Source organism: Nocardioides pantholopis (assembly GCF_003710085.1).
GTDB classification, from domain to species: Bacteria; Actinomycetota; Actinomycetes; order Propionibacteriales; family Nocardioidaceae; genus Nocardioides; species Nocardioides pantholopis.
Genome location: NZ_CP033324.1, coordinates 3150264 through 3169038 on the forward strand (window position 1 = coordinate 3150264; position 18775 = coordinate 3169038).

Below are 18775 nucleotides of genomic sequence, written 5' to 3' on the forward strand. Positions count from 1 at the left end.
GCGTTTGTTAACCGTCTGCGGCCAGCACTCGGGGCAGCACTCAGGGCAGGAGGAGCCCGACCTCGAGCAGCTCGGCGGTCAGGTCCACCAGCCGCTCCTCGGTGATGCCCGGCGGCGGCTCCAGCGCGATCCGCAGGCTCGTGGTGAGCGTGATTCCCATGGCGAGGTAGATGCGCGCCTCGGCCTCGGCGGGCTCCAGCCCCGGTGCATGGCTCGCCACGAACATCCGGGTGACGTGCGCCAGCTGGCGCTCCAGGTCGGGCAGCACGTTGCCGTGCGAGCCGAGCGGGACCTCGTTGATGAGCGCGGAGATGACCGCGCGGTGACGCTGGAGGCCCGCCACCAGCGTCGCGACGACGTGGCGTACGGCGTCCCGCGTCGGCAGGGCGACGGCTTCGGCCATGCCCGCGCCGAGCGCCTCCAGGACGTCGGCCGTGCTCCGCTCGCGCAGGTGCTCGACGAGGTCGTCCTTGTCCTGGAAGTAGCGGTACAGCGAGCCGACGCTCACGCCGGCCACCTCGGCGACCCGGTTCGTGCTCAGTCCGCCGTACCCGCGCTCTGCCAGGACCTGAGCAGCGGCGAGCAGGATCCGGTCGACCATCTCCCGCGAACGCGCCTGACGCGGCTCCTGCCGACCTCCGGGCCGGCTCATCGACCGCTCCTGGAACGCGAGTAGAACCTGAGCATTTGCTCACTTTAGCGTGACCCCATGACTCCGGCACCGGCACGGACACCCACCCGGTTCGCTCCCGACAGGCAGTGGGCCGAGCGTGCCTCAGCGCCGCTGCGACTGCTGTCCGGACCCGGCGCCCGGCCCACCCCCGCCGAGGTCGCCGCACTGGCGGCCGGGCTGCTGCGCCGCGACGAACCGGCCGCCGCGCTGGCCCGGGCGGTGCGCGAGGACCGGACCGTCTCCATGCGCCAGGTCCACGACGCCCTCGCGCACGGCGTTCCCGACGGGGCCGACGTGCCCGCGCCGCTGCGGGCGTTCCTGGACGCGGTGCGGGTGCGCCCCGTCTGGGTCGACGACGCACTGCTGGCCCGGGGCGCCCGCGCCTGCCGGGCCTTCGGCGCGGACGCCGGGGTGGTGCTGGCGTACGGGTCGCTGCTGGGCGGCTACCGCACAGCAGCGGCGCTCGAGCCCCTGGCCCGGACCGGGCGGCTGACCGGTGCGGAGGCGCTGCGCCGGATCGCCGAGACCACGACCTGGTGGCGGGCGGTCACCGCGCCGGGCGGCCTGGCCGAGGGCGCCGAGGGGCACCGGCTCGCGCTGCACGTGCGGGTCATGCACGGGTTCGTGAACCACCAGCTCGAGCAGGACCCCACCTGGGACTGGGCGGAGCGCGGGGTGCCGATCAACCAGTACGACCAGGCCAGCACCCTCGGCGTCTTCTCGACCAGCTTCCTGCTGCACCTGCGGCTGCTGGGCGTCCGCGTCTCCCGAGCCGACGCCCGGGCGGTGATGCACCTGTGGTCCTACGTCGGCTGGCTGATGGGGGTCGACGAGGACTGGCTGCCGCACACCGAGCGCCGCGGGCGGCGGCTGCTCTACCACTTCCTCTCCCACGACCCGCCGCCCGACCAGAACAGCCGGACCCTGGCCCGGGCCCTGGTGCACATGACCGACGGCATCGGCCTGCCTGCGTGGCGGGCCCGCTACGAGCGCGAGCGCGCCCTCTCCGCCGGGACCTGGCTGCTCGGGCCCGCCGCCATGCGCGACCTCGGCCTGCCGCTGCGCGTGCCCTGGTACGGCGTGGCGCGGGTGGCCAGCAACCTGTGGTGGAGCCACCTCGTCGGGCGGCTCCCCGGGGGCCGGGAGCGCCTGGCGGCGCACGGGGAGCGGGTCTTCGAGCGCCAGGTGGCCCGGTGGGGCACCGACGGCGCGGTCCCCGGTCCGGCCGCCTGAGCCGCTGCCCACGATCCGGCCTGTGACCGGCCCACAGGCCCCAGGCGGTAGCCTGCCGCGCGGAGTCGCCGACGACCCCCGGCGACATCAGCCGTGTCGCGCAGTGCCATCACGACCAGGAGTTCAGGTGCCGGAGAGCAAGCCTCTGCAGAAGGTCCTCATCGCCAACCGCGGCGAGATCGCGGTCCGGGTCATCCGGGCCTGCAAGGACGCCGGGATCGGCAGCGTCGCCGTGTACGCCGAGCCCGACCGCGACGCGGTGTTCGTCCGGATGGCCGACGAGGCGCACTCCCTCGACGGCTCGACCCCGGCCGAGTCCTACCTCGACATCGCCAAGATCATCGCTGTCGCCCAGCGCTCCGGCGCCGACTCCGTGCACCCCGGCTACGGGTTCCTCGCCGAGAACGCGGACTTCGCCCAGGCCGTCATCGACGCCGGGCTGATCTGGATCGGCCCGCCGCCGGCGGCGATCGAGGCCCTGGGCGACAAGGCCAAGGCCAAGCACATCGCCGCCAAGGCGAACGCCCCGCTGGCCCCCGGCACCAAGGACCCGGTCGCCGACGCCGACGAGGTCGTCGAGTTCGCGAAGCAGAACGGGCTCCCGGTCGCGATCAAGGCGGTCTTCGGCGGCGGCGGCCGCGGCCTCAAGGTCGCCCGGACGCTCGAGGAGATCCCCGACGCCTACGAGTCCGCGGTCCGCGAGGCCGTCACCGCCTTCGGGCGCGGCGAGTGCCTGGTCGAGAAGTTCCTCGACAAGCCGCGCCACGTCGAGACCCAGTGCCTGGCCGACTCCCACGGCAACGTCGTGGTCGTCTCCACCCGCGACTGCTCGCTGCAGCGCCGCAACCAGAAGCTCGTCGAGGAGGCGCCCGCGCCGTTCCTGAGCGAGGAGCAGGTCACCGAGCTCTACGAGTCCTCCAAGGCGATCCTGCGCGAGGCCGGGTACGTCGGTGCCGGCACCTGCGAGTTCCTGGTCGGCCAGGACGGCACGATCTCCTTCCTCGAGGTCAACACCCGTCTCCAGGTCGAGCACTGCGTCTCCGAGGAGGTCACCGGCATCGACCTGGTCCGCGAGATGTTCCGGATCGCGGCCGGCGAGGAGCTCGGCTACGACGACCCGGAGATCCGCGGCCACGCCATCGAGTACCGCATCAACGCCGAGGACGGCGGCCGCAACTTCATGCCCGCCCCCGGCACCCTCACCGCGTGGACCCCGCCCCAGGGCCCCGGCATCCGGCTCGACGGCGGCTACGAGAACGGCCAGACCATCCCGGGCTCGTTCGACTCGCTGATCGCGAAGCTGATCGTCACCGGTCGCGACCGCACCCAGGCGCTGGAGCGCTCCCGCCGGGCCCTCGACGAGTTCGTCGTCGACGGCATGCCGACGGTCATCCCGTTCCACCGTGCGGTGGTCTCCGACCCGGCGTACGTCGGGGCCTCGACGCCGTCGGGCGAGGGCGAGTTCGCCGTCTACACGACCTGGATCGAGACCGACTTCGACAACCAGATCGAGCCCTACTCGGGCGACGCCGGCGAGGCCGCCGAGGCCGAGGACCGGCACAAGGTCGTCGTCGAGGTCGGCGGCAAGCGTCTCGAGGTGGTCCTGCCCGGCGGGCTCGCCGGGCTCGGTGCCGGCAGCAGCACCGGCGGCGCCAAGAAGCCGAAGCGGGCGGGCGGCAAGAAGTCCGGTGCGGCGGCCAGCGGCGACGCGGTGACCAGCCCGATGCAGGGCACGATCGTCAAGATCGCGGTCGAGGAGGGCCAGGAGGTCGCGGAGGGCGACGTCATCGTGGTCATGGAGGCCATGAAGATGGAGCAGCCGCTCAAGGCCCACAAGGCCGGCACGGTCACCGGCCTCCAGGCCGAGGTCGGGGCCACCGTCACCAACGGCGCCGTGATCTGCGAGATCAAGGACTGAGCATCACGGCCCCCGGCGGAGCCGGTGCGGCGGACGGGTTCGCCGACACCGTCCCCGAGATCGTCGCGGCTCTCGAGAAGGACCCGGTCCTGGTCGAGAGCGTGATGGGCAACGGCCACACCCGGGAGATCGTCGCCGCACTGCGGGAGAAGGCCGACGCCGCCGAGGTGCCGGTCTTCGTGGTGCTGACCAGGACCCCGCAGGACGTGACCAGCACGAGGCCCGACGAGGAGCTCGCCAGCCTGGTCCACGCCGGGGTCGGCCAGGACGGCGTGTACGTCGTCCACACCACGCTCGGGATCGGTCACGTCGGCGTCTGGGGCGACCTGGACCCGGACCACGACGACGACCAGATCCAGATGAGCCTCGCCACCTACCAGGGCAGCAGCGAGGTGCGCGACCGGCTGGACGACGAGCAGGAGGTGAGCGCGGCGACGACCGCGGCGCTGGCCCTCGACGTCGCGGGCGGGACGACGATCCCGCCCTACGTCGAGCCCTGGCTCAGCGACGACCAGCTCGACGAGTACACCTCCGAGATCTGGGTCGCCAACAACCCGGAGTACGACGGCGGCCCCGACAGTGCCGACGTCAGCATGCCGGCGCTGGTCGGCGTCGCGGTGGGGCTCACGGTCGCGACCCTCGCCTACCGCGCCCTGCGCTCCTCCCCCGGCACCGGCGCGGCCGGGAGGACCCGGGCGAGCACCGGGCCGATCGGCGTCCGGCCGCCGGATCCGGCGCCGGCGACCGAGCCGCTCGACGTCGACGGCGTACGCCGGCAGGCAGCGTCCGCCGTGGACCGGCTCGCCGCCCGCGCCGCCCGGACCGGGATCACCGGCGACCAGCTCGAGACCGCTCTCGGCTGCCGGGCCGCGGCGGAGCAGCTCCTCGACTCCACCGAGGACCTCGACGTCGTCGGCGCCCTGGTGCTGGCGCGCACCGGACTGCGGGCCCTGGAGAAGCGGGACGCCGAGCCGTACCGCTGCTGCTACGTCAACCCGCTGCACGGCGCTGCCCGGTCCGAGCGGGAGGTCGGGGGTGGGGAGCAGGTCCCGGTCTGCACGCGCTGCGCCCGGTCCATCGACCGGCACGCTCCCCTCGACCCGCTCCTCGATCGCCGCCGCCGGGGTCGCGACCAGCCCTACTACGCCGGGACCTCGGTCTGGGCGCGCACCGGCTACGGATCGCTCACCAGCGACCTGTGGCGCGAGGTCCTGCGCACGGAGCGCCGATGAGCTCGGGCTGGGCGCCGCGGCCGCTCGCGGCCACGGGCGCCCTGGTGCTCGGGCTGCTCGCCGGCGCCGGCTCGGGGGGCGCCGTGGCCACGTCCCAGGACACCCGGGCCGTCGCGGAGTTCCCGCCCGGCGACCGGGTCCGGGACGCGGTCGCGGAGATCCGGGACGACGGCGTGCACGTGGCCCCCGACGGACGCTCGATGCTCGACGAGGCCGGCGAGGCTCGGGTCGAGGCCGCGGTCGCGGCCGCGGACCGGGTGCCGGTGCGGGTCATCGTGTGGTCCGAGAGCCGGCACGTCGGGGACGACGCCATGACCGTCGACGCCCAGCTCGAGGCGGCGCTGGGCGAGGAGCGGTCGCTGATCCTGGTCTGGCAGGGGCCGCAGACCGGACGGGTCCTGACGACCGGGGGCTACGCCTACTCGGGCGTCTACTCCAACGACTTCCTGGGCGACCCCGCCGCCACCCTGCCCGAGCTGATCGAGACCGCGCAGCAGACCGAGTGGCGCGAGGACGAGTCGAGCGGCTCCGGCGGCCCGATCGCTGCCGGCGTCGCGCTCGGAGCGATGATCGGCCTGACTGCGAGCGGGGCGGCCCTGATCGTGACCTGGCGATGGCGCCGACGGAGGAGCGGATGAACGACGACCTGACACTCATCCACGAGGGGCTGAGCGACGACGGGGTCTTCGTCCACCCCGACCTGGCCGGCCAGTTCTCCGCCGACGACCTGGCGGCCATCACCGAGCAGGTCGCCGCGAGCGACACGCCCGTCTTCGTGGTCGCCTGGCCGCTGGCCACCAACGACGCGTACGCCGGCAAGGCGGCCGACCTGCTGACCCGGCTGCACGCCCAGCACCCCGAGCCCGGCCAGTACCTGTCGACGACGCAGTTCCTCGGCTCGCCCGGGTACGGCGGGATCCAGCTCGAGGGCCGCCAGTGGGGCCTGCCCCCGGCGCCGGACGGCGAGATGGACTACGAGCTCCTCGGAACCGTCAACATGACCGACCACGAGACGCTCGGAGCCGCCTTCCGGCAGGCGACCGAGCTGCTCGGCACGGACCCCGCCGCCCTCACCCGGACCTACGAGAAGACCGTGGCCGAGCGGAACGCCGAGTACCGGACCGAGCAGGAGGCGACGAGCCGACCGGGGCCCGGTGACGACCCGGACCTCACCGGTCTGCTCGTCGCGGCGCTGATCGTCACGGTGGTGGGAGCCGTGGTGTGGAACCGGATCACCCGGTGGCGCTCGAGGTCCGAGCGGCGCCGCGTGAAGGCCGACCGCCCCTACGTGCTGCCCGCGTCGGCCGTCGTGAGGATCCGCGAGGCCCGGCACCGGGAGCTCGGCAGGACCGCGGACGCCGAGGTGCTCGCCCTGGGCGAGGCGATCGACGACGCCGAGATCGGCGCCACCGACGCGACCGCGTCCTGGCAGGCGGCTCTCGACCACTACGACGCGGCGAAGCAGGTCCTGCGGCGCCGGGCCACCGGGCGGGGCGAGGCCCCGGACGGGATGGCCGGCGTGCTCGACGTGGTCGGCGCCCTGGTGCTGGCGCGGCGCGGCCGGCAGGCGCTCGCCGACGCCCGTGCCGGACGCGCCTTCACCCCCGGCCCGGTCTGCTTCCTGAACCCGCTGCACGACACCCCCACGGGGACCCACGACGTCGAGAGCGGCGGGCGCCGGCTGCAGGTGCCGCTGTGCAAGGCCTGCCGAGCCGCGCTCCGGGCCGGGCGGGAGCCGGAGACCCTCGACGTCGAGCGTCGTGGCGAGCCCGTCCACTACTTCGACTCCGGGGTCGAGCCATGGGCCTCGACCGGGTACGGCGCGCTCCAGCCCGACCTCGTGACGGCCCTGCACGGCCGCCGGTGACCGGGTCCGTGCACGGATGATCTCGGCCGACGTTCCCTACCCGGACACCGTCGCGGCGCTCGCGGACGCGCTGCGCCGCGACCCGGTCATCGTCCACGAGACCCTCGGCGGTGGCGACACCGACGAGGGGATGGACCGGATCGCCCGCCTCGTGGCGCGGGTGCCGTTCCGGACCTACGTCGCGGTCGTCGAGACCCCGCCCGAGGTGGACGCCGGGATGGAGTCCGGCCGCTACCTCGCGACCGCGCTGAGCCGGCGGATCGACGAGCCCGGGCTCTACGTGGTCGCCACCGAGCAGGCCGTGACCGGCATCCGACTGGTCGGCACCGCGTGGGACGAGACGCACTTCGAGCTCCAGGCGACCGAGGACCGAGAGACGGTCGCGGACGCCGCCGGGGTCCGGATCCTCAGCCCGACCGTCGACGTCGAGACGATCCTGCGCACGGCGCTCGCCGAGCCGGTGGGGCCCGACAGCAACGCGCTCTGGGGGGACAGCACCCTCGACGGCGGGCTCGTCGACGACCTCGCCGCCCGCGAGCGGGAGCTGACGCCGTACGAGACGCCTGCCTGGTCCGAGGAGTACGCGTCGCCGTCGTCGCCCGTGGACTGGACCGCCGGCAAGCGCTGGATGGTCGGATCCACGGTCGGCGGCCTGCTCCTGGCGGTGCTCCTGCAGAGCCTGCACGGCTGGCCGGGCTGGCGGCGACGCCCGGCCCTGGTCCACACCGCCCGCGAGCTCGTCCCCCCGGACGTCGCGGAGGTCCGGGCCGAGGCGGACGCCGGCCTGACCGCGCTCGCCGAGGCCCTGGCCACCGCCCCCGCCGGACCGCGCAGCGACCAGGCGGCGCTGGCCCGGGAGGCCGCCGAGCCGCTGCTGCGCTCGACGGACCTGCGCGACGTCGTGGGCGCCCTGGTGCTGGTCCGGGCCGGACGGCACGTCCTCGTCCACGGCGCGCGTTCCTACCGCGCCTGCTACGTCAACCCACTGCACGGAGCCGCCAAGCGCTCGGCACAATGGCGCTTCGGCGACACCGAGGTCGAGGTGCCGGTGTGCCGGGCGTGTGGGCGCGCGTTCGCCGGCGGACAGGCCCCGGCGGCCCTGGTGGTCCGCCGCGGAGGCCGGCCGTACTACGAGGAGGACACCGTGTGGGCCCGCACCGGGTACGGCAGCCTGACCGCGGACCTCGCCGACCTGACCCGGCAGGTCGCCGGCGAGCGGCGGTCCCGGTGAGCCGGCGCCACCGGCTGCGACCGGCCACCGTGGCGCTGGCGCTCGTCGTCTCCCTGGGCGCCGGCCTGCTCGCCGGGCTGGTCCCCGGTCACGAGGCCGCGCCGGAGCCGGACGCCTACGACGAGGCAGTCCTGGCCGCAGCCAGGGCCTCCACGCCCGGCGACCGGGTGCGGGCCGCGGTCGAGGCCGTGCCGGAGACCGGCTTCTACGTCGGCCCGGAGCTGCGCGGCGAGCTCAGCGAGGGCGAGGTCGACGCGATCGAGGAGATCATCGCCGGCTCCCCGGTGCCGATGTTCGTGGTCTGGTGGGACCAGACCACGGACGCGGGCTACGCCCAGCCGCAGAGCGCGATGGACCAGCTGCGCGTCGGCGTCGGCCGCGAGGGGGTCTACGCGCTCGTCTCCCCGGCCGCCCCGCCGACCGTCGCGGCGCTGGGCTACCAGAAGCCGGTACTCGAGGCCGACGGGAAGGGCCGGCCCGCCGCCGCCCTGACCCGCCTGGTCACTGAGCTGGCCGCCTCGGAGCCCGCCCGCCCCGGGGAGCCTCGGCCCGGCTCGGACTACTGGGGAGGCGCCCGTGGCGGCCTCGCTGCCGGGCTGAGCTTCGCGTTCCTCGGCTACCTCGGGCTGCTCCTCCTCGGCGCCCTCGGCGCCGTCGCCACGCGCTCCCGCGTGGCCTCGGAGGCCGGGCCATGACCCGGATCGACGAGCCGCTGCTGAAGGAGATCGAGGCCGAGCTCGGCAAGGACGGGGTCTGGGTCGCGCCCGCCCTGCGCAAGGACGTCCCGCCCGCCCAGGAGGCGCGTCTCGAGGAGGCGGTCGTCGATGCCCCGACGCCCACCTACGTCGTCCTCGTCGAGCTCGACCACCGCGACCCGCTGACCAGCGGAGATCCCGACCAGCTGGCGAACACGATTCGGGACGACACCGGCCGCTCGGGGATCTACGTCGTGCCGGAGGCACGCATCGCCGACGAGCCGTACCGGCTCGACCTCGTCGCCTATCCCGAGGACTCCGGACTGTTCACGGTCTCCGCGGTCGCCGGATCCGAGCACCCCGACGACCTCGGCGCCCAGACGCTGCGGGCCCTGGAGCTGCTGGAGTCCGGCGACGCCGACCGGCTCCACGACGAGCTGAACGGCATCGAGACCGGAGCCGAGACCGACACCGGGAGCGAGACCGGCACCGTCCCCACCCCGGCCGCTCCGGCCGGCGACGACGGGAGCGGATCCGATGTCGCGGGCCTCCTGCTCGCGGTGCTGGTCCTGGTCGTCGCGGTGGTCGGCACCGTCCGCCACCGCCGACGCTTCCCGGCCACCCTGCCCGCACCGCCGTCCGCCACCGGCGCGTCCTTCACGCTCCCGCCGGCGGTGCTGAGCACCGTGCGCGCGGCGGAGGACCGGCGCAACGAGTCGCGCGCGCAGGCGGACGTGCTCGCCCTGGGCGAGGCGATCGACGCCGCCGAGCTGGACCCGCGCCGCGCCGCCTCCCTGGCGGCCTGGCAGGCGGCGCTGGACCACTACGACGTCGCCCGCCGGATCCTGGACCGCGACCACTCCCCCGCCGACGCGGTCGGCGCGACCGTGCTCGCGGGCCGGGGCCGGTCGGCGTTGGCCGCTGCGGCGCGCGGGCGCGGCTGGAGCCCGTCGCCCGGCTGCTACTTCAACCCGCTGCACGAGGGGACGGCGGCGCCGGTGCGCTGGCGCGACGGCGACCTCACCATCCGGGTGCCCGCCTGCGCGCCGTGCGCCGGCGCCCTGGAGGCCGGCGAGGAGCCGTCCGACGTCCTGGACTTCGTGTCCGAGGGCCGGCCCGCCCACTACTTCCGTCTCGACCTCGGCCCGTGGAGCACGACCGGCTACGGCTCCCTGGACCCCGACCTGCTCGGCCGGCTCCTCGACCGCCGGGGCTAGCCCGGGCCGGGTTCTCTACCCTCGTCGCCATGGGCACCCCGAGGTCCGACCTCCGCGAGCCGCAGGAACGGGCCTCCCCGCGGGCGCGGCTGATGTGGCGCTGCGTCGCGGTCGCGGAGGGCCTGGTGCTGGTGGCGGCGCTCACGGCCGGCGTGGTGCTGACCGACCTGCTGCGCTGGTGGCTGCTGGTCCCGCTCGCGCTCGCCGTGGCGGCGTACGCCGTGGTCGTGCCGCAGTGGCGCTACCGCGTGCACCGCTGGGAGGTCACCGACACCGCTGTCTACACCCAGACCGGCTGGTGGGTCCGTGAGCGCCGGATCGCACCGATGTCACGGATCCAGACCGTCGAGCACACCCAGGGTCCGGTGGACCGGCTCTTCGGGCTCGCCTCGGTCCGGGTCACGACCGCCTCGGCGGCGGGCGCCCTGCTCATCGAGGGGCTGCCGGACGACCGGGCCCGCAGCCTGGCCGAGGAGCTGACCCGCAAGGCCGACGCCGTCGAGGGGGACGCGACGTGACCGGGGCGGCGCCGGACCCGGAGGGTGCCGGCACCGAGCAGTGGCAGCGGCTGGACCCCCGGATGCTGGTCGTCCACCCGGTCCAGGAGCTGGTCCGCTTCCTGCCGGTCCTGATCGGCGCCTTCGTGGCCGGCCGCGCCACGGGCGCCGGCATCTGGCAGGTCCTCGGCGTGGTGGTCCCGGTCGCGCTCGGTGTGCTGCGCTACCTGACCACCCGCTACCGGCTGACCGCCGACCGGGTCGAGCTGCGCACCGGCCTGCTGCAGCGCCGGCTGCTGTCCACCCGCGTCGACCGGGTGCGCACCGTCGACCTGACCGCCAGCCCGACGCACCGGCTGCTGGGGCTGACGACGATGCGGATCGGGACCGGGTCCACCGACGAGGACGGCTTCGACCTCGACGGTCTCCCGGTCGCCGCGGCGCGCCGGCTGCGCGAGCAGCTGCTGGGCGGGGTCCCGGCCGACCCGGCCCCGGCCGCCGAGGACTCCCCGGTCGCGCTGCGCCTCGACCCGCGCTGGGTCCGGTACGCCCCGCTGACCAGCACCGGGCTGGTCGCGGCCGCGGCCGCACTGGGCGTCGGCGCCCAGGTCCTGGACTCCCTCGGAGCCTGGCGGGTCCTCGACGTCGAGGGCCGGCCCGCGAGCCTGCCGGCGCTCGGCCTCGCGGCCGCGGGAGCCCTGGTCGTGGCGGCGGCGGTCTCCGCGCTCGCGGTCGTGGGCTACCTGGCGGCCAACTGGGACCTCCGGCTCTCGCACCGGGGCCGGTCCTGGCACCTGCGGCGCGGCGCGCTCACCACCCGCGAGACCACCCTCGACGACGACCGGGTCGCCGGGGTCACGCTGGCCGAGCCGGTCGGCCTGCGGCTGGCCGGCGCCGCGACCGTGCAGGCCATCGTCACCGGGCTGGACCGGGAGGAGCGCGGCAGCAGCACCCTCGTCCCGCCGGCGCCGTACGCCGTGGCCGCCGGGGTGGCCGCGGCGGTGCTCGGCAGCCACCGGCCGTTGACCGACCCGCTGCGTCCGCACGGCCCCGCCGCGGTGCGGCGCCGCTGGGTCCGCGCGCTGGGCCCCGCTGCCGGGGTCGCCGCCACCGCGGCGGCGCTGGTGCTGCTGGCCGGGACGAGCCCGTGGCTGCTGGGCGCCGGCGCGCTCGCGCTCGGGGTCGCGCCGCTGCTGGCCCGGGACCGGGCCGCCTCCCTGGGCCACGCGCTCACCGAGCGGCATCTGGTGGCCCGCAGCGGCAGCGTCGTCCGACGCCGCGAGGTGCTCCAGACCGACGCCGTCATCGGGTGGGTGCTGCGCGAGACCTGGACCCAGCGGCGCGCGGGCCTGGTCACGCTGCTGGCCACCACCGCGGGCGGCGACCAGGCCGTCGAGGTGCCCGACCTCCCCGGCCCCGAGGCGGTCGCGCTGGCCTCGGCCGCTACGCCGGGATTGGTCACCCAGTTCCGGATCGTGGGACCGCCGTGAGACGCCGGACACCTCGGGCGGTGCCGGCCCGCTCGCCCCGCTAGCGTGTGCGCCATGTTCTCCAAGGTGCTGGTGGCGAACCGCGGCGAGATCGCGGTCCGGGCGTTCCGTGCGGCCTACGAGCTCGGGGTGCGCACGGTGGCGGTCTTCCCCTACGAGGACCGGGGCTCCGAGCACCGGCTCAAGGCCGACGAGGCCTACGAGATCGGCGAGCGCGGCCACCCGGTGCGCACCTACCTCGACCCCGAGACCATCGTCGCCGCCGCCGTCCGCGCCGGCGCCGACGCGGTCTACCCGGGCTACGGCTTCCTCTCCGAGAACCCCGCCCTGGCCGAGGCCTGCGCCAACGCCGGGATCACGTTCGTCGGCCCCACCGCCGACGTCCTGGAGCTGACCGGCAACAAGGCCCGCGCCATCGCCGCCGCGAAGGCGGCCGGCGTGCCCACGCTGGCCAGCGTCGAGCCGTCCACCGACGTCGACGCGCTGGTCGAGTCCGCCGCCGACCTCCCCTACCCCCTGTTCGTCAAGGCCGTCGCCGGCGGCGGCGGGCGCGGCATGCGTCGGGTCGACGACCCGAGCCGGCTGCGCGAGGCCGTCGAGACCTGCATGCGCGAGGGCGAGGCGGCGTTCGGCGACCCCACCGTCTTCATCGAGCAGGCAGTCGTCGAGCCGCGCCACATCGAGGTGCAGATCCTCGCCGACGCCGAGGGCAACGTCATCCACCTCTACGAGCGCGACTGCTCGGTCCAGCGGCGCCACCAGAAGGTCGTCGAGATCGCCCCGGCGCCGAACCTCGACCCGGAGCTCCGCGACCGGATCTGCGCGGACGCGGTCCGCTTCGCCCGCGAGATCGGCTACCGCAACGCCGGCACCGTGGAGTTCCTGCTCGACCCGCACGGCAACTACGTCTTCATCGAGATGAACCCGCGCATCCAGGTCGAGCACACCGTGACCGAGGAGGTCACCGACGTCGACCTCGTGCAGTCGCAGCTGCGCATCGCCGCCGGCGAGACGCTCGCCGACCTGGGCCTGTCCCAGGAGAGCATCACGGTGCGAGGCGCGGCCCTGCAGTGCCGGATCACCACCGAGGACCCGGCCAACAACTTCCGCCCCGACACCGGGGTGATCACCACCTACCGCTCGCCGGGCGGCGCGGGCGTGCGCATCGACGGCGGTACGACGTACACCGGCGCGGAGGTCTCCGCGCACTTCGACTCGATGCTGGCCAAGCTCACCTGCCGGGGCCGGACCTTCGACAAGGCAGTCGCCCGGGCGCGCCGGGCGATCGCGGAGTTCCGCATCCGCGGGGTCTCCACGAACATCGCCTTCCTCCAGGCGGTGCTCGCCGACCCCGACTTCGTCGCCGGGAACGTCACCACCTCGTTCATCGAGAGCCACCCGCAGCTGCTCCAGGCGCGCAGCTCCGGCGACCGGGGCACCAAGCTCCTCACCTACCTCGCCGAGGTCACGGTGAACCAGCCGCACGGCCCGGCGCCGGTCAGCGTCGACCCCGCCACCAAGCTGCCGGACACCAACCTGGACGTCCCGGCCCCGAACGGCACCCGGCAGCTGCTCCTCGAGGTCGGCCCCGAGGAGTTCGCCCGGCGGCTGCGCGAGCAGACCCGGGTCGCCGTCACCGACACCACCTTCCGCGACGCCCACCAGTCGCTGCTGGCCACCCGGGTGCGCACCCGCGACCTGCTCACGGTCGCGCCGCACGTGGCCCGCACGACCCCCGAGCTGTGGTCCCTGGAGGCCTGGGGCGGCGCGACGTACGACGTGGCGCTGCGGTTCCTGGGCGAGGACCCGTGGGACCGGCTGAGCAAGCTGCGCCAGGCGGTGCCGAACATCTGCCTGCAGATGCTGCTGCGCGGGCGCAACACGGTCGGCTACACGCCGTACCCGACGAAGGTGACCGACGCGTTCGTCCAGGAGGCCGCGGCCAGCGGGCTCGACGTGTTCCGGATCTTCGACGCCCTCAACGACGTCGAGCAGATGCGCCCCGCGATCGAGGCGGTCCGCGCGACCGGCACGACGGTCGCCGAGGTCGCGCTGTGCTACACCGGCGACCTCTCCGACCCGGGCGAGAAGCTCTACACCCTCGACTACTACCTGCGGCTCGCGGAGCGGATCGTCGAGGCCGGCGCCCACGTCCTGGCGATCAAGGACATGGCCGGCCTGCTCCGGGCCCCGGCGGCGCGGCGGCTGGTCACCGCCCTGCGGGAGAACTTCGACCTGCCGGTGCACCTGCACACCCACGACACCCCCGGCGGCCAGCTGGCGACGCTGACCGCCGCGATCGAGGCCGGCGTCGACGCCGTCGACGCGGCCTGCGCCTCGATGGCCGGCACCACGTCCCAGCCGGCGCTGTCCGCGCTGGTCTCCGCCACCGACCACTCCGAGCGCGAGACGGGCCTCTCGCTGGCCGCTGTCAACGCCCTGGAGCCGTACTGGGAGGCCACCCGCCGCGTCTACGCGCCGTTCGAGTCCGGGCTGCCCTCCCCCACCGGCCGGGTGTACCGCCACGAGATCCCCGGCGGCCAGCTCTCCAACCTGCGCCAGCAGGCCATCGCGCTGGGCCTGGGCGAGAAGTTCGAGCAGGTCGAGGAGATGTACGCCGCGGCGAACGACATCCTCGGCAACGTCGTGAAGGTGACCCCGTCCTCCAAGGTCGTCGGCGACCTGGCCCTGCACCTGGTGGCCGTCGGCGCCGACCCGGCCGAGTTCGCGGAGCACCCGCAGAAGTTCGACATCCCCGACTCGGTGATCGGCTTCCTCAACGGCGAGCTCGGCGACCCGCCCGGCGGCTGGCCCGAGCCGTTCCGCACCCGCGCCCTGGAGGGCCGCAGCTGGCAGCCCCAGGACGAGGAGCTCAGCGCGGAGCAGGAGGCCGGCCTCGCCGGCACCTCGAGCGAGAGCAGCCCCACCCGGCGCCGCACCCTCAACGAGCTGCTCTTCCCCGGCCCGACGAAGACCTTCAACGAGGGCCGCGCGGTGTACGGCGACACCTCGGTGCTGCCGACCCTGGACTACCTCTACGGCCTGCGCAGCGGCACCGAGCACGACGTGGAGCTGGACGCCGGCAAGACCCTGATCCTCGGGGTCCAGGCCGTCAGCGAGCCCGATGAGCGCGGCTTCCGCACGGTGATGTCGCTGATCAACGGCCAGCTGCGCCCGATCAGCGTCCGCGACACCAGCGTCTCCGCGGAGGTCGCGGCCGCCGAGAAGGCCGACTCCGGCCAGCCCGGCCACGTCGCCGCGCCGTTCCAGGGCGTGGTGACCCTCGCGGTCGCCGAGGGCGACCGGGTCGAGGCCGGCGACACCGTGGCCACGATCGAGGCGATGAAGATGGAGGCGGCGATCACCGCGCCGGTCGCCGGCACTGTGCAGCGCATCGCGCTGGGCAGCACCCAGGCCGTCGAGGGCGGCGACCTGGTGCTGGTGGTCGGCTGAGCCGGCGGCTCACACCGACTGTCGCGACGACGGCAGGGTCCTGGACATCATCAGCTCCTCGCGGCCGTCGCGCACGTGCTCCCTGGCGCCGGTGAAGGCGTAGCCGAGGCGGGTGTACGCGCGCCGGCCGCGGGGGTTGTCCTCCATCACGCCGAGCGCGAGCGTGGTCGCCCCCGCCTCCTGCGCGACGGACTCGCAGGCGTGGACGAGAGCCTCGAGGACACCCGTGCCCCGCGCGGCCGGGGCCAGCCACATGCCCATGACGCACCACCCGCCGTCGAGCTCGTAGACGCCGGCCATGCCGACGTCGACGCCGTCTCGGGACGCGAGGAAGGTCGCCGGCCGGGCCGCCCGCCTGCGCCACTCCGCCTCGTCGAACGCCTGCTCCCTCGCCCAGGTGGAGCCGAACATCTCCGGGGACTCCGCCAGGGCAGCCAGCCGCACCGCCCGCAGGCGCCGCCAGTCCTCGGGCCCGACCCGGGTCAGCTCGGCCGCCAACGCTCGCCCCGGGCTCAGCCGGCCGCGAGCGTGAAGTGCGCGGCCCGCAGGCCGGCCCAGGTCCGGAAGTCGGAGCCGGAGATCGTGTAGTCGTTGCGGGCACCGTCGATGGTCACGGTCTGCACCCAGCCGCCGGCGCCCGGGTACGTCGTCACGCTCAGGTTCTGGATGGCCCCGGCGGAGGGCCAGCGGGCGGCGAAGCGGTCCAGCGGGATCGAGACCTGCCAGGTGCTGACCGGGTCGTAGCCGTCCGGCCCGGAGACCAGGTAGGGAGCGTTGCCGGCCAGCATCCAGCCGCCGTTGCTGGAGGAGAACTGGGTGAACGCCGGCCGGCCACCGTGGGTGAGGACCTTCTTCGCCGTGGCCTTGATCGCCCGGGTGGCGGCCGGGTGCTCGGCGGGCACGCCGCCGTAGACCTGGTCGGAGGTGGTGTCGTAGACGTCGAAGTAGCCGTGGCTGTCGAAGTGCCGCTCGTACGCGGCGTAGGAGCGCGCTGCGACGGCCTGGGTGCGGACCGCGTTCGGGTGCCACAGGGCCGGCATCTCGTCGGCGACGACGCCGCGCAGGTAGGGCTCCAGGCCGACGATGTTGACGGTGTCGCGGTTCTTGCTGGACTTGCCGGACTTCGCCGGCGAGGCCGAGCGCAGGGTGCCGCGGTAGGTGACCTTGCCCTTCGACGTGTGCAGGGTGATCGCCCGGCCGCCGGCAGAGAACTCGGCGTCGCCGCGCACGGTGCGCCAGGTGCGCCAGCCCTTGCCCTTCGCCTTCCAGGCGATCGTGCTGCGTCCCGAGCCGGCCCCCTTGATCCGCCACTGCGCGGCGGTCCGGCGGGCCTTGTCGCTGCCCTTGTCCAGGCGCCAGCTCTTGCGCGCACCGACGGCCTTGACGCTGAGCCGCGAGCGGGTGTCGACGCGCACGTCGCTGGTGGTGTCGGCGGTGATCAGGACCTTGATCTTGCCGCGGGCGGTGCCCCACCGGGTTCCGGGGTAGTAGTGCGCGAGGATCTGGCGGTAGCCGACGCCGCGTTCCGCGGCGGCCTTCGCGCCGTACTGGGACATGCCGTGGCCGTGGCCGTAGCCCTGGCCGGAGGCCACGATCGTCGTGGCGCCGGCGGGGACCGGCACCACCTGGTCGCGGGCGACCGCGGGGGTGCCGGCGACCAGGGTGCCGGCCAGGGCGAGGGCGGCACTGGCGGCGGTCAGCGCGGCGCGCCGGGACCGGGGGAACGACATCTGCACTCCAGGGGGAGGAACGAGCACGGGTTCCCGATCGGAGCACACCGGCCCGGACCTTGGCAAACCTGTCGCGTACCGGACTAGCGGCGCGACGAGGCGGTCCCGTCCCGGGAGCGGCGCCGCGTGCGTCAGACCCGGTGCAGGCGCCGGGCGGCCTCGGCCACCGAGCCACTGACCGAGGGGTAGACCGTGAACGCACCGGCGAGCTGGTCGGCGGTGAGGGACTCCGAGACCGCGAGCGCGACCGGGTGGATCAGCTCGCTGGCCCGCGGGCCGACGACGACGCCACCCACCACCGTGCCGGTGCCGGGGCGGCAGAAGAGCTTCACGAAGCCGTCGCGGACGCCCTGCATCTTGGCGCGCGGGTTGCCCGACATCGGCAGCGTGACGACCTCGGCGTCGATCTCGCCAGCCTCGACGGCCTGCTGGGACCAGCCCACGGTGGCGATCTCGGGGGCGGTGAAGACGTTGGAGGAGACCTTCTTCAGGTCCAGCGGGTGCACGGTGTCGCCGAGGAAGTGCGCCATCGCGATCCGTCCCTGCATCGCGGCGACCGAGGCCAGCATCAGCACGCCGGTGCAGTCGCCGGCGGCGTAGATCCCGCGGGCCGAGGTCCGCGAGACCCGGTCGACGTTCACGAAGCCGCCGTCCTTGAGCACGACGCCCGCCTCCTCGAGGCCCAGATCGGCGGTGTTCGGGATCGAGCCGAGGGCGAGGATGCAGTGCGACCCCTCCACCGTCCGACCGTCGGTGAGCGTGACCGTGACCGTGTCGCCGGTGCGGGAGACCGACTCCATCCGGGACTTGGAGAGCACGTTCATGCCGCGACGGCGCAGCACGTCCTCGAGCACCGCGGCGGCGTCGGCGTCCTCGCCGGGCAGCACCCGGTCGCGGGAGGAGACGAGCGTGACCGGGATGCCGAGGTTGAGGTAGGCGCTGGCGAACTCGGCGCCGGTGACGCCGGAGCCGACCACGATCAGCTCCGAGGGCACGTCGGTGAGGTCGTAGACCTGCTCCCAGGTGAGGATCCGCTCCCCGTCCGGCTGCGCGGTCGGCAGCGTGCGCGGGGCGGCGCCGGTCGCGACCAGCACCGCGTCGCCCTCGATCGTCTCCTCGCCACCGTCGGCCAGGCTCGCCACCACGCGGCCGGGGCCGTCGAGACGACCGCGGCCCCGCACGATGCGGATGCCGTCGCGGACCAGGCGGCGCTCGATGTCGCTGGACTGGGCAGTGGCCAGCCGCTTCACCCGGGCGTTGACCTTGGCCAGGTCGACCCGGATCGTGCTCGCCGCGTCACCCTCCTGGTCCTCGAAGGCGATGCCGAGCTCGGCCGCGCCGCCCAGGTCGCTCATCACCTCGGCGGTCGCGATCAGGGTCTTGCTCGGCACGCAGTCGGTGAGCACCGCGGAGCCGCCGACGCCGTCGGAGTCGATGATCGTCACCTCGGCGCCGAGCTGGGCCGCCACGTGGGCGGCCTCGTAGCCGCCCGGGCCGCCGCCGAGGATGACCGCGCGGTCCATCGCCATCTGCTCGTCC

Annotated in this window: 15 protein-coding genes; 11 read left to right on the plus strand and 4 right to left on the minus strand. The window is 74.7% G+C overall.

Annotated features, from left to right (window positions below):
- Positions 1 to 40: 40 nt before the first annotated feature.
- Entirely contained in the window at positions 41 to 652 is a 612-nt protein-coding gene (locus EBO35_RS19760; RefSeq protein WP_206422576.1) for a TetR/AcrR family transcriptional regulator, read from the minus strand.
- Positions 653 to 709: 57 nt separating this feature from the next.
- On the opposite strand from EBO35_RS19760, the gene EBO35_RS15170 reads away from it, so the two are divergent.
- The 11 genes from EBO35_RS15170 to EBO35_RS15220 all read left to right on the plus strand — a co-directional run bounded on the left by EBO35_RS15170 (position 710) and on the right by EBO35_RS15220 (position 15506).
- Positions 710 to 1906: an oxygenase MpaB family protein gene (locus EBO35_RS15170; protein ID WP_122818454.1), complete on the plus strand. Its 1197-nt coding sequence runs from the start codon at positions 710 to 712 to the stop codon at positions 1904 to 1906.
- A 127-nt stretch (positions 1907 to 2033) separates the two neighbouring features.
- A complete protein-coding gene (locus EBO35_RS15175) occupies positions 2034 to 3824 on the plus strand; it encodes an acetyl/propionyl/methylcrotonyl-CoA carboxylase subunit alpha (protein WP_122818455.1) in 1791 nt (596 codons plus the stop codon).
- 104 nt (positions 3825 to 3928) lie between these two features.
- Positions 3929 to 5056, plus strand: coding sequence for a hypothetical protein (locus tag EBO35_RS15180; RefSeq protein WP_122818456.1), 1128 nt, complete (start codon positions 3929 to 3931; stop codon positions 5054 to 5056).
- Positions 5053 to 5694: a hypothetical protein gene (locus EBO35_RS15185; RefSeq protein ID WP_122818457.1), complete on the plus strand. Its 642-nt coding sequence runs from the start codon at positions 5053 to 5055 to the stop codon at positions 5692 to 5694. The genes EBO35_RS15180 and EBO35_RS15185 overlap by 4 nt, the downstream gene beginning before the upstream one ends.
- A complete protein-coding gene (locus EBO35_RS15190; protein WP_164477990.1) occupies positions 5691 to 6923 on the plus strand; it encodes a hypothetical protein in 1233 nt (410 codons plus the stop codon). The genes EBO35_RS15185 and EBO35_RS15190 overlap by 4 nt, the downstream gene beginning before the upstream one ends.
- Before the next feature lie 16 nt (positions 6924 to 6939).
- Complete coding sequence (locus EBO35_RS15195; protein WP_122818459.1) at positions 6940 to 8154, plus strand: hypothetical protein; 1215 nt, start codon at positions 6940 to 6942, stop codon at positions 8152 to 8154.
- Complete coding sequence (locus EBO35_RS15200) at positions 8151 to 8849, plus strand: hypothetical protein (RefSeq protein ID WP_122818460.1); 699 nt, start codon at positions 8151 to 8153, stop codon at positions 8847 to 8849. Before EBO35_RS15195 ends, EBO35_RS15200 begins: the two co-directional genes overlap by 4 nt.
- The gene (locus EBO35_RS15205; protein ID WP_122818461.1) at positions 8846 to 10066 is read left to right on the plus strand and encodes a hypothetical protein; all 1221 of its coding nucleotides are present in this window, start codon (positions 8846 to 8848) and stop codon (positions 10064 to 10066) included. The genes EBO35_RS15200 and EBO35_RS15205 overlap by 4 nt, the downstream gene beginning before the upstream one ends.
- A gap of 29 nt (positions 10067 to 10095) precedes the next feature.
- A complete protein-coding gene (locus tag EBO35_RS15210) occupies positions 10096 to 10584 on the plus strand; it encodes a PH domain-containing protein (protein ID WP_122818462.1) in 489 nt (162 codons plus the stop codon).
- Positions 10581 to 12053: a PH domain-containing protein gene (locus EBO35_RS15215; protein WP_122818463.1), complete on the plus strand. Its 1473-nt coding sequence runs from the start codon at positions 10581 to 10583 to the stop codon at positions 12051 to 12053. The genes EBO35_RS15210 and EBO35_RS15215 overlap by 4 nt, the downstream gene beginning before the upstream one ends.
- 54 nt (positions 12054 to 12107) lie before the next feature.
- The gene (locus EBO35_RS15220) at positions 12108 to 15506 is read left to right on the plus strand and encodes a pyruvate carboxylase (protein ID WP_122818464.1); all 3399 of its coding nucleotides are present in this window, start codon (positions 12108 to 12110) and stop codon (positions 15504 to 15506) included.
- A gap of 9 nt (positions 15507 to 15515) precedes the next feature.
- Here the strand turns inward: EBO35_RS15220 and EBO35_RS15225 are convergent, their stop codons facing one another.
- The 3 genes from EBO35_RS15225 to EBO35_RS15235 all read right to left on the minus strand — a co-directional run bounded on the left by EBO35_RS15225 (position 15516) and on the right by EBO35_RS15235 (position 18759).
- Positions 15516 to 16004 (minus strand): GNAT family N-acetyltransferase, encoded by a 489-nt coding sequence (locus EBO35_RS15225; protein ID WP_122818465.1) that lies wholly within the window; start codon positions 16002 to 16004, stop codon positions 15516 to 15518.
- 14 nt (positions 16005 to 16018) lie between these two features.
- Positions 16019 to 17236 (minus strand): SpoIID/LytB domain-containing protein, encoded by a 1218-nt coding sequence (locus EBO35_RS15230; protein WP_122818466.1) that lies wholly within the window; start codon positions 17234 to 17236, stop codon positions 16019 to 16021.
- Positions 17237 to 17367: 131 nt separating this feature from the next.
- The gene (locus EBO35_RS15235; RefSeq protein ID WP_122818467.1) at positions 17368 to 18759 is read right to left on the minus strand and encodes an NAD(P)H-quinone dehydrogenase; all 1392 of its coding nucleotides are present in this window, start codon (positions 18757 to 18759) and stop codon (positions 17368 to 17370) included.
- Positions 18760 to 18775: the final 16 nt, after the last annotated feature.

Coding starts and splice junctions, on each gene's coding strand:
- EBO35_RS15230 (WP_122818466.1), bottom strand. CDS start 17,236: ATGTCGTTCCCCCGGTCCCGGCGCGCCGCGCTGACCGCCGCCAGTGCC.
- EBO35_RS15205 (WP_122818461.1), top strand. CDS start 8,846: ATGACCCGGATCGACGAGCCGCTGCTGAAGGAGATCGAGGCCGAGCTC.
- EBO35_RS15170 (WP_122818454.1), top strand. CDS start 710: ATGACTCCGGCACCGGCACGGACACCCACCCGGTTCGCTCCCGACAGG.
- EBO35_RS15210 (WP_122818462.1), top strand. CDS start 10,096: ATGGGCACCCCGAGGTCCGACCTCCGCGAGCCGCAGGAACGGGCCTCC.
- EBO35_RS19760 (WP_206422576.1), bottom strand. CDS start 652: ATGAGCCGGCCCGGAGGTCGGCAGGAGCCGCGTCAGGCGCGTTCGCGG.
- EBO35_RS15185 (WP_122818457.1), top strand. CDS start 5,053: ATGAGCTCGGGCTGGGCGCCGCGGCCGCTCGCGGCCACGGGCGCCCTG.
- EBO35_RS15190 (WP_164477990.1), top strand. CDS start 5,691: ATGAACGACGACCTGACACTCATCCACGAGGGGCTGAGCGACGACGGG.
- EBO35_RS15220 (WP_122818464.1), top strand. CDS start 12,108: ATGTTCTCCAAGGTGCTGGTGGCGAACCGCGGCGAGATCGCGGTCCGG.
- EBO35_RS15235 (WP_122818467.1), bottom strand. CDS start 18,759: ATGGACCGCGCGGTCATCCTCGGCGGCGGCCCGGGCGGCTACGAGGCC.
- EBO35_RS15195 (WP_122818459.1), top strand. CDS start 6,940: ATGATCTCGGCCGACGTTCCCTACCCGGACACCGTCGCGGCGCTCGCG.
- EBO35_RS15180 (WP_122818456.1), top strand. CDS start 3,929: ATGGGCAACGGCCACACCCGGGAGATCGTCGCCGCACTGCGGGAGAAG.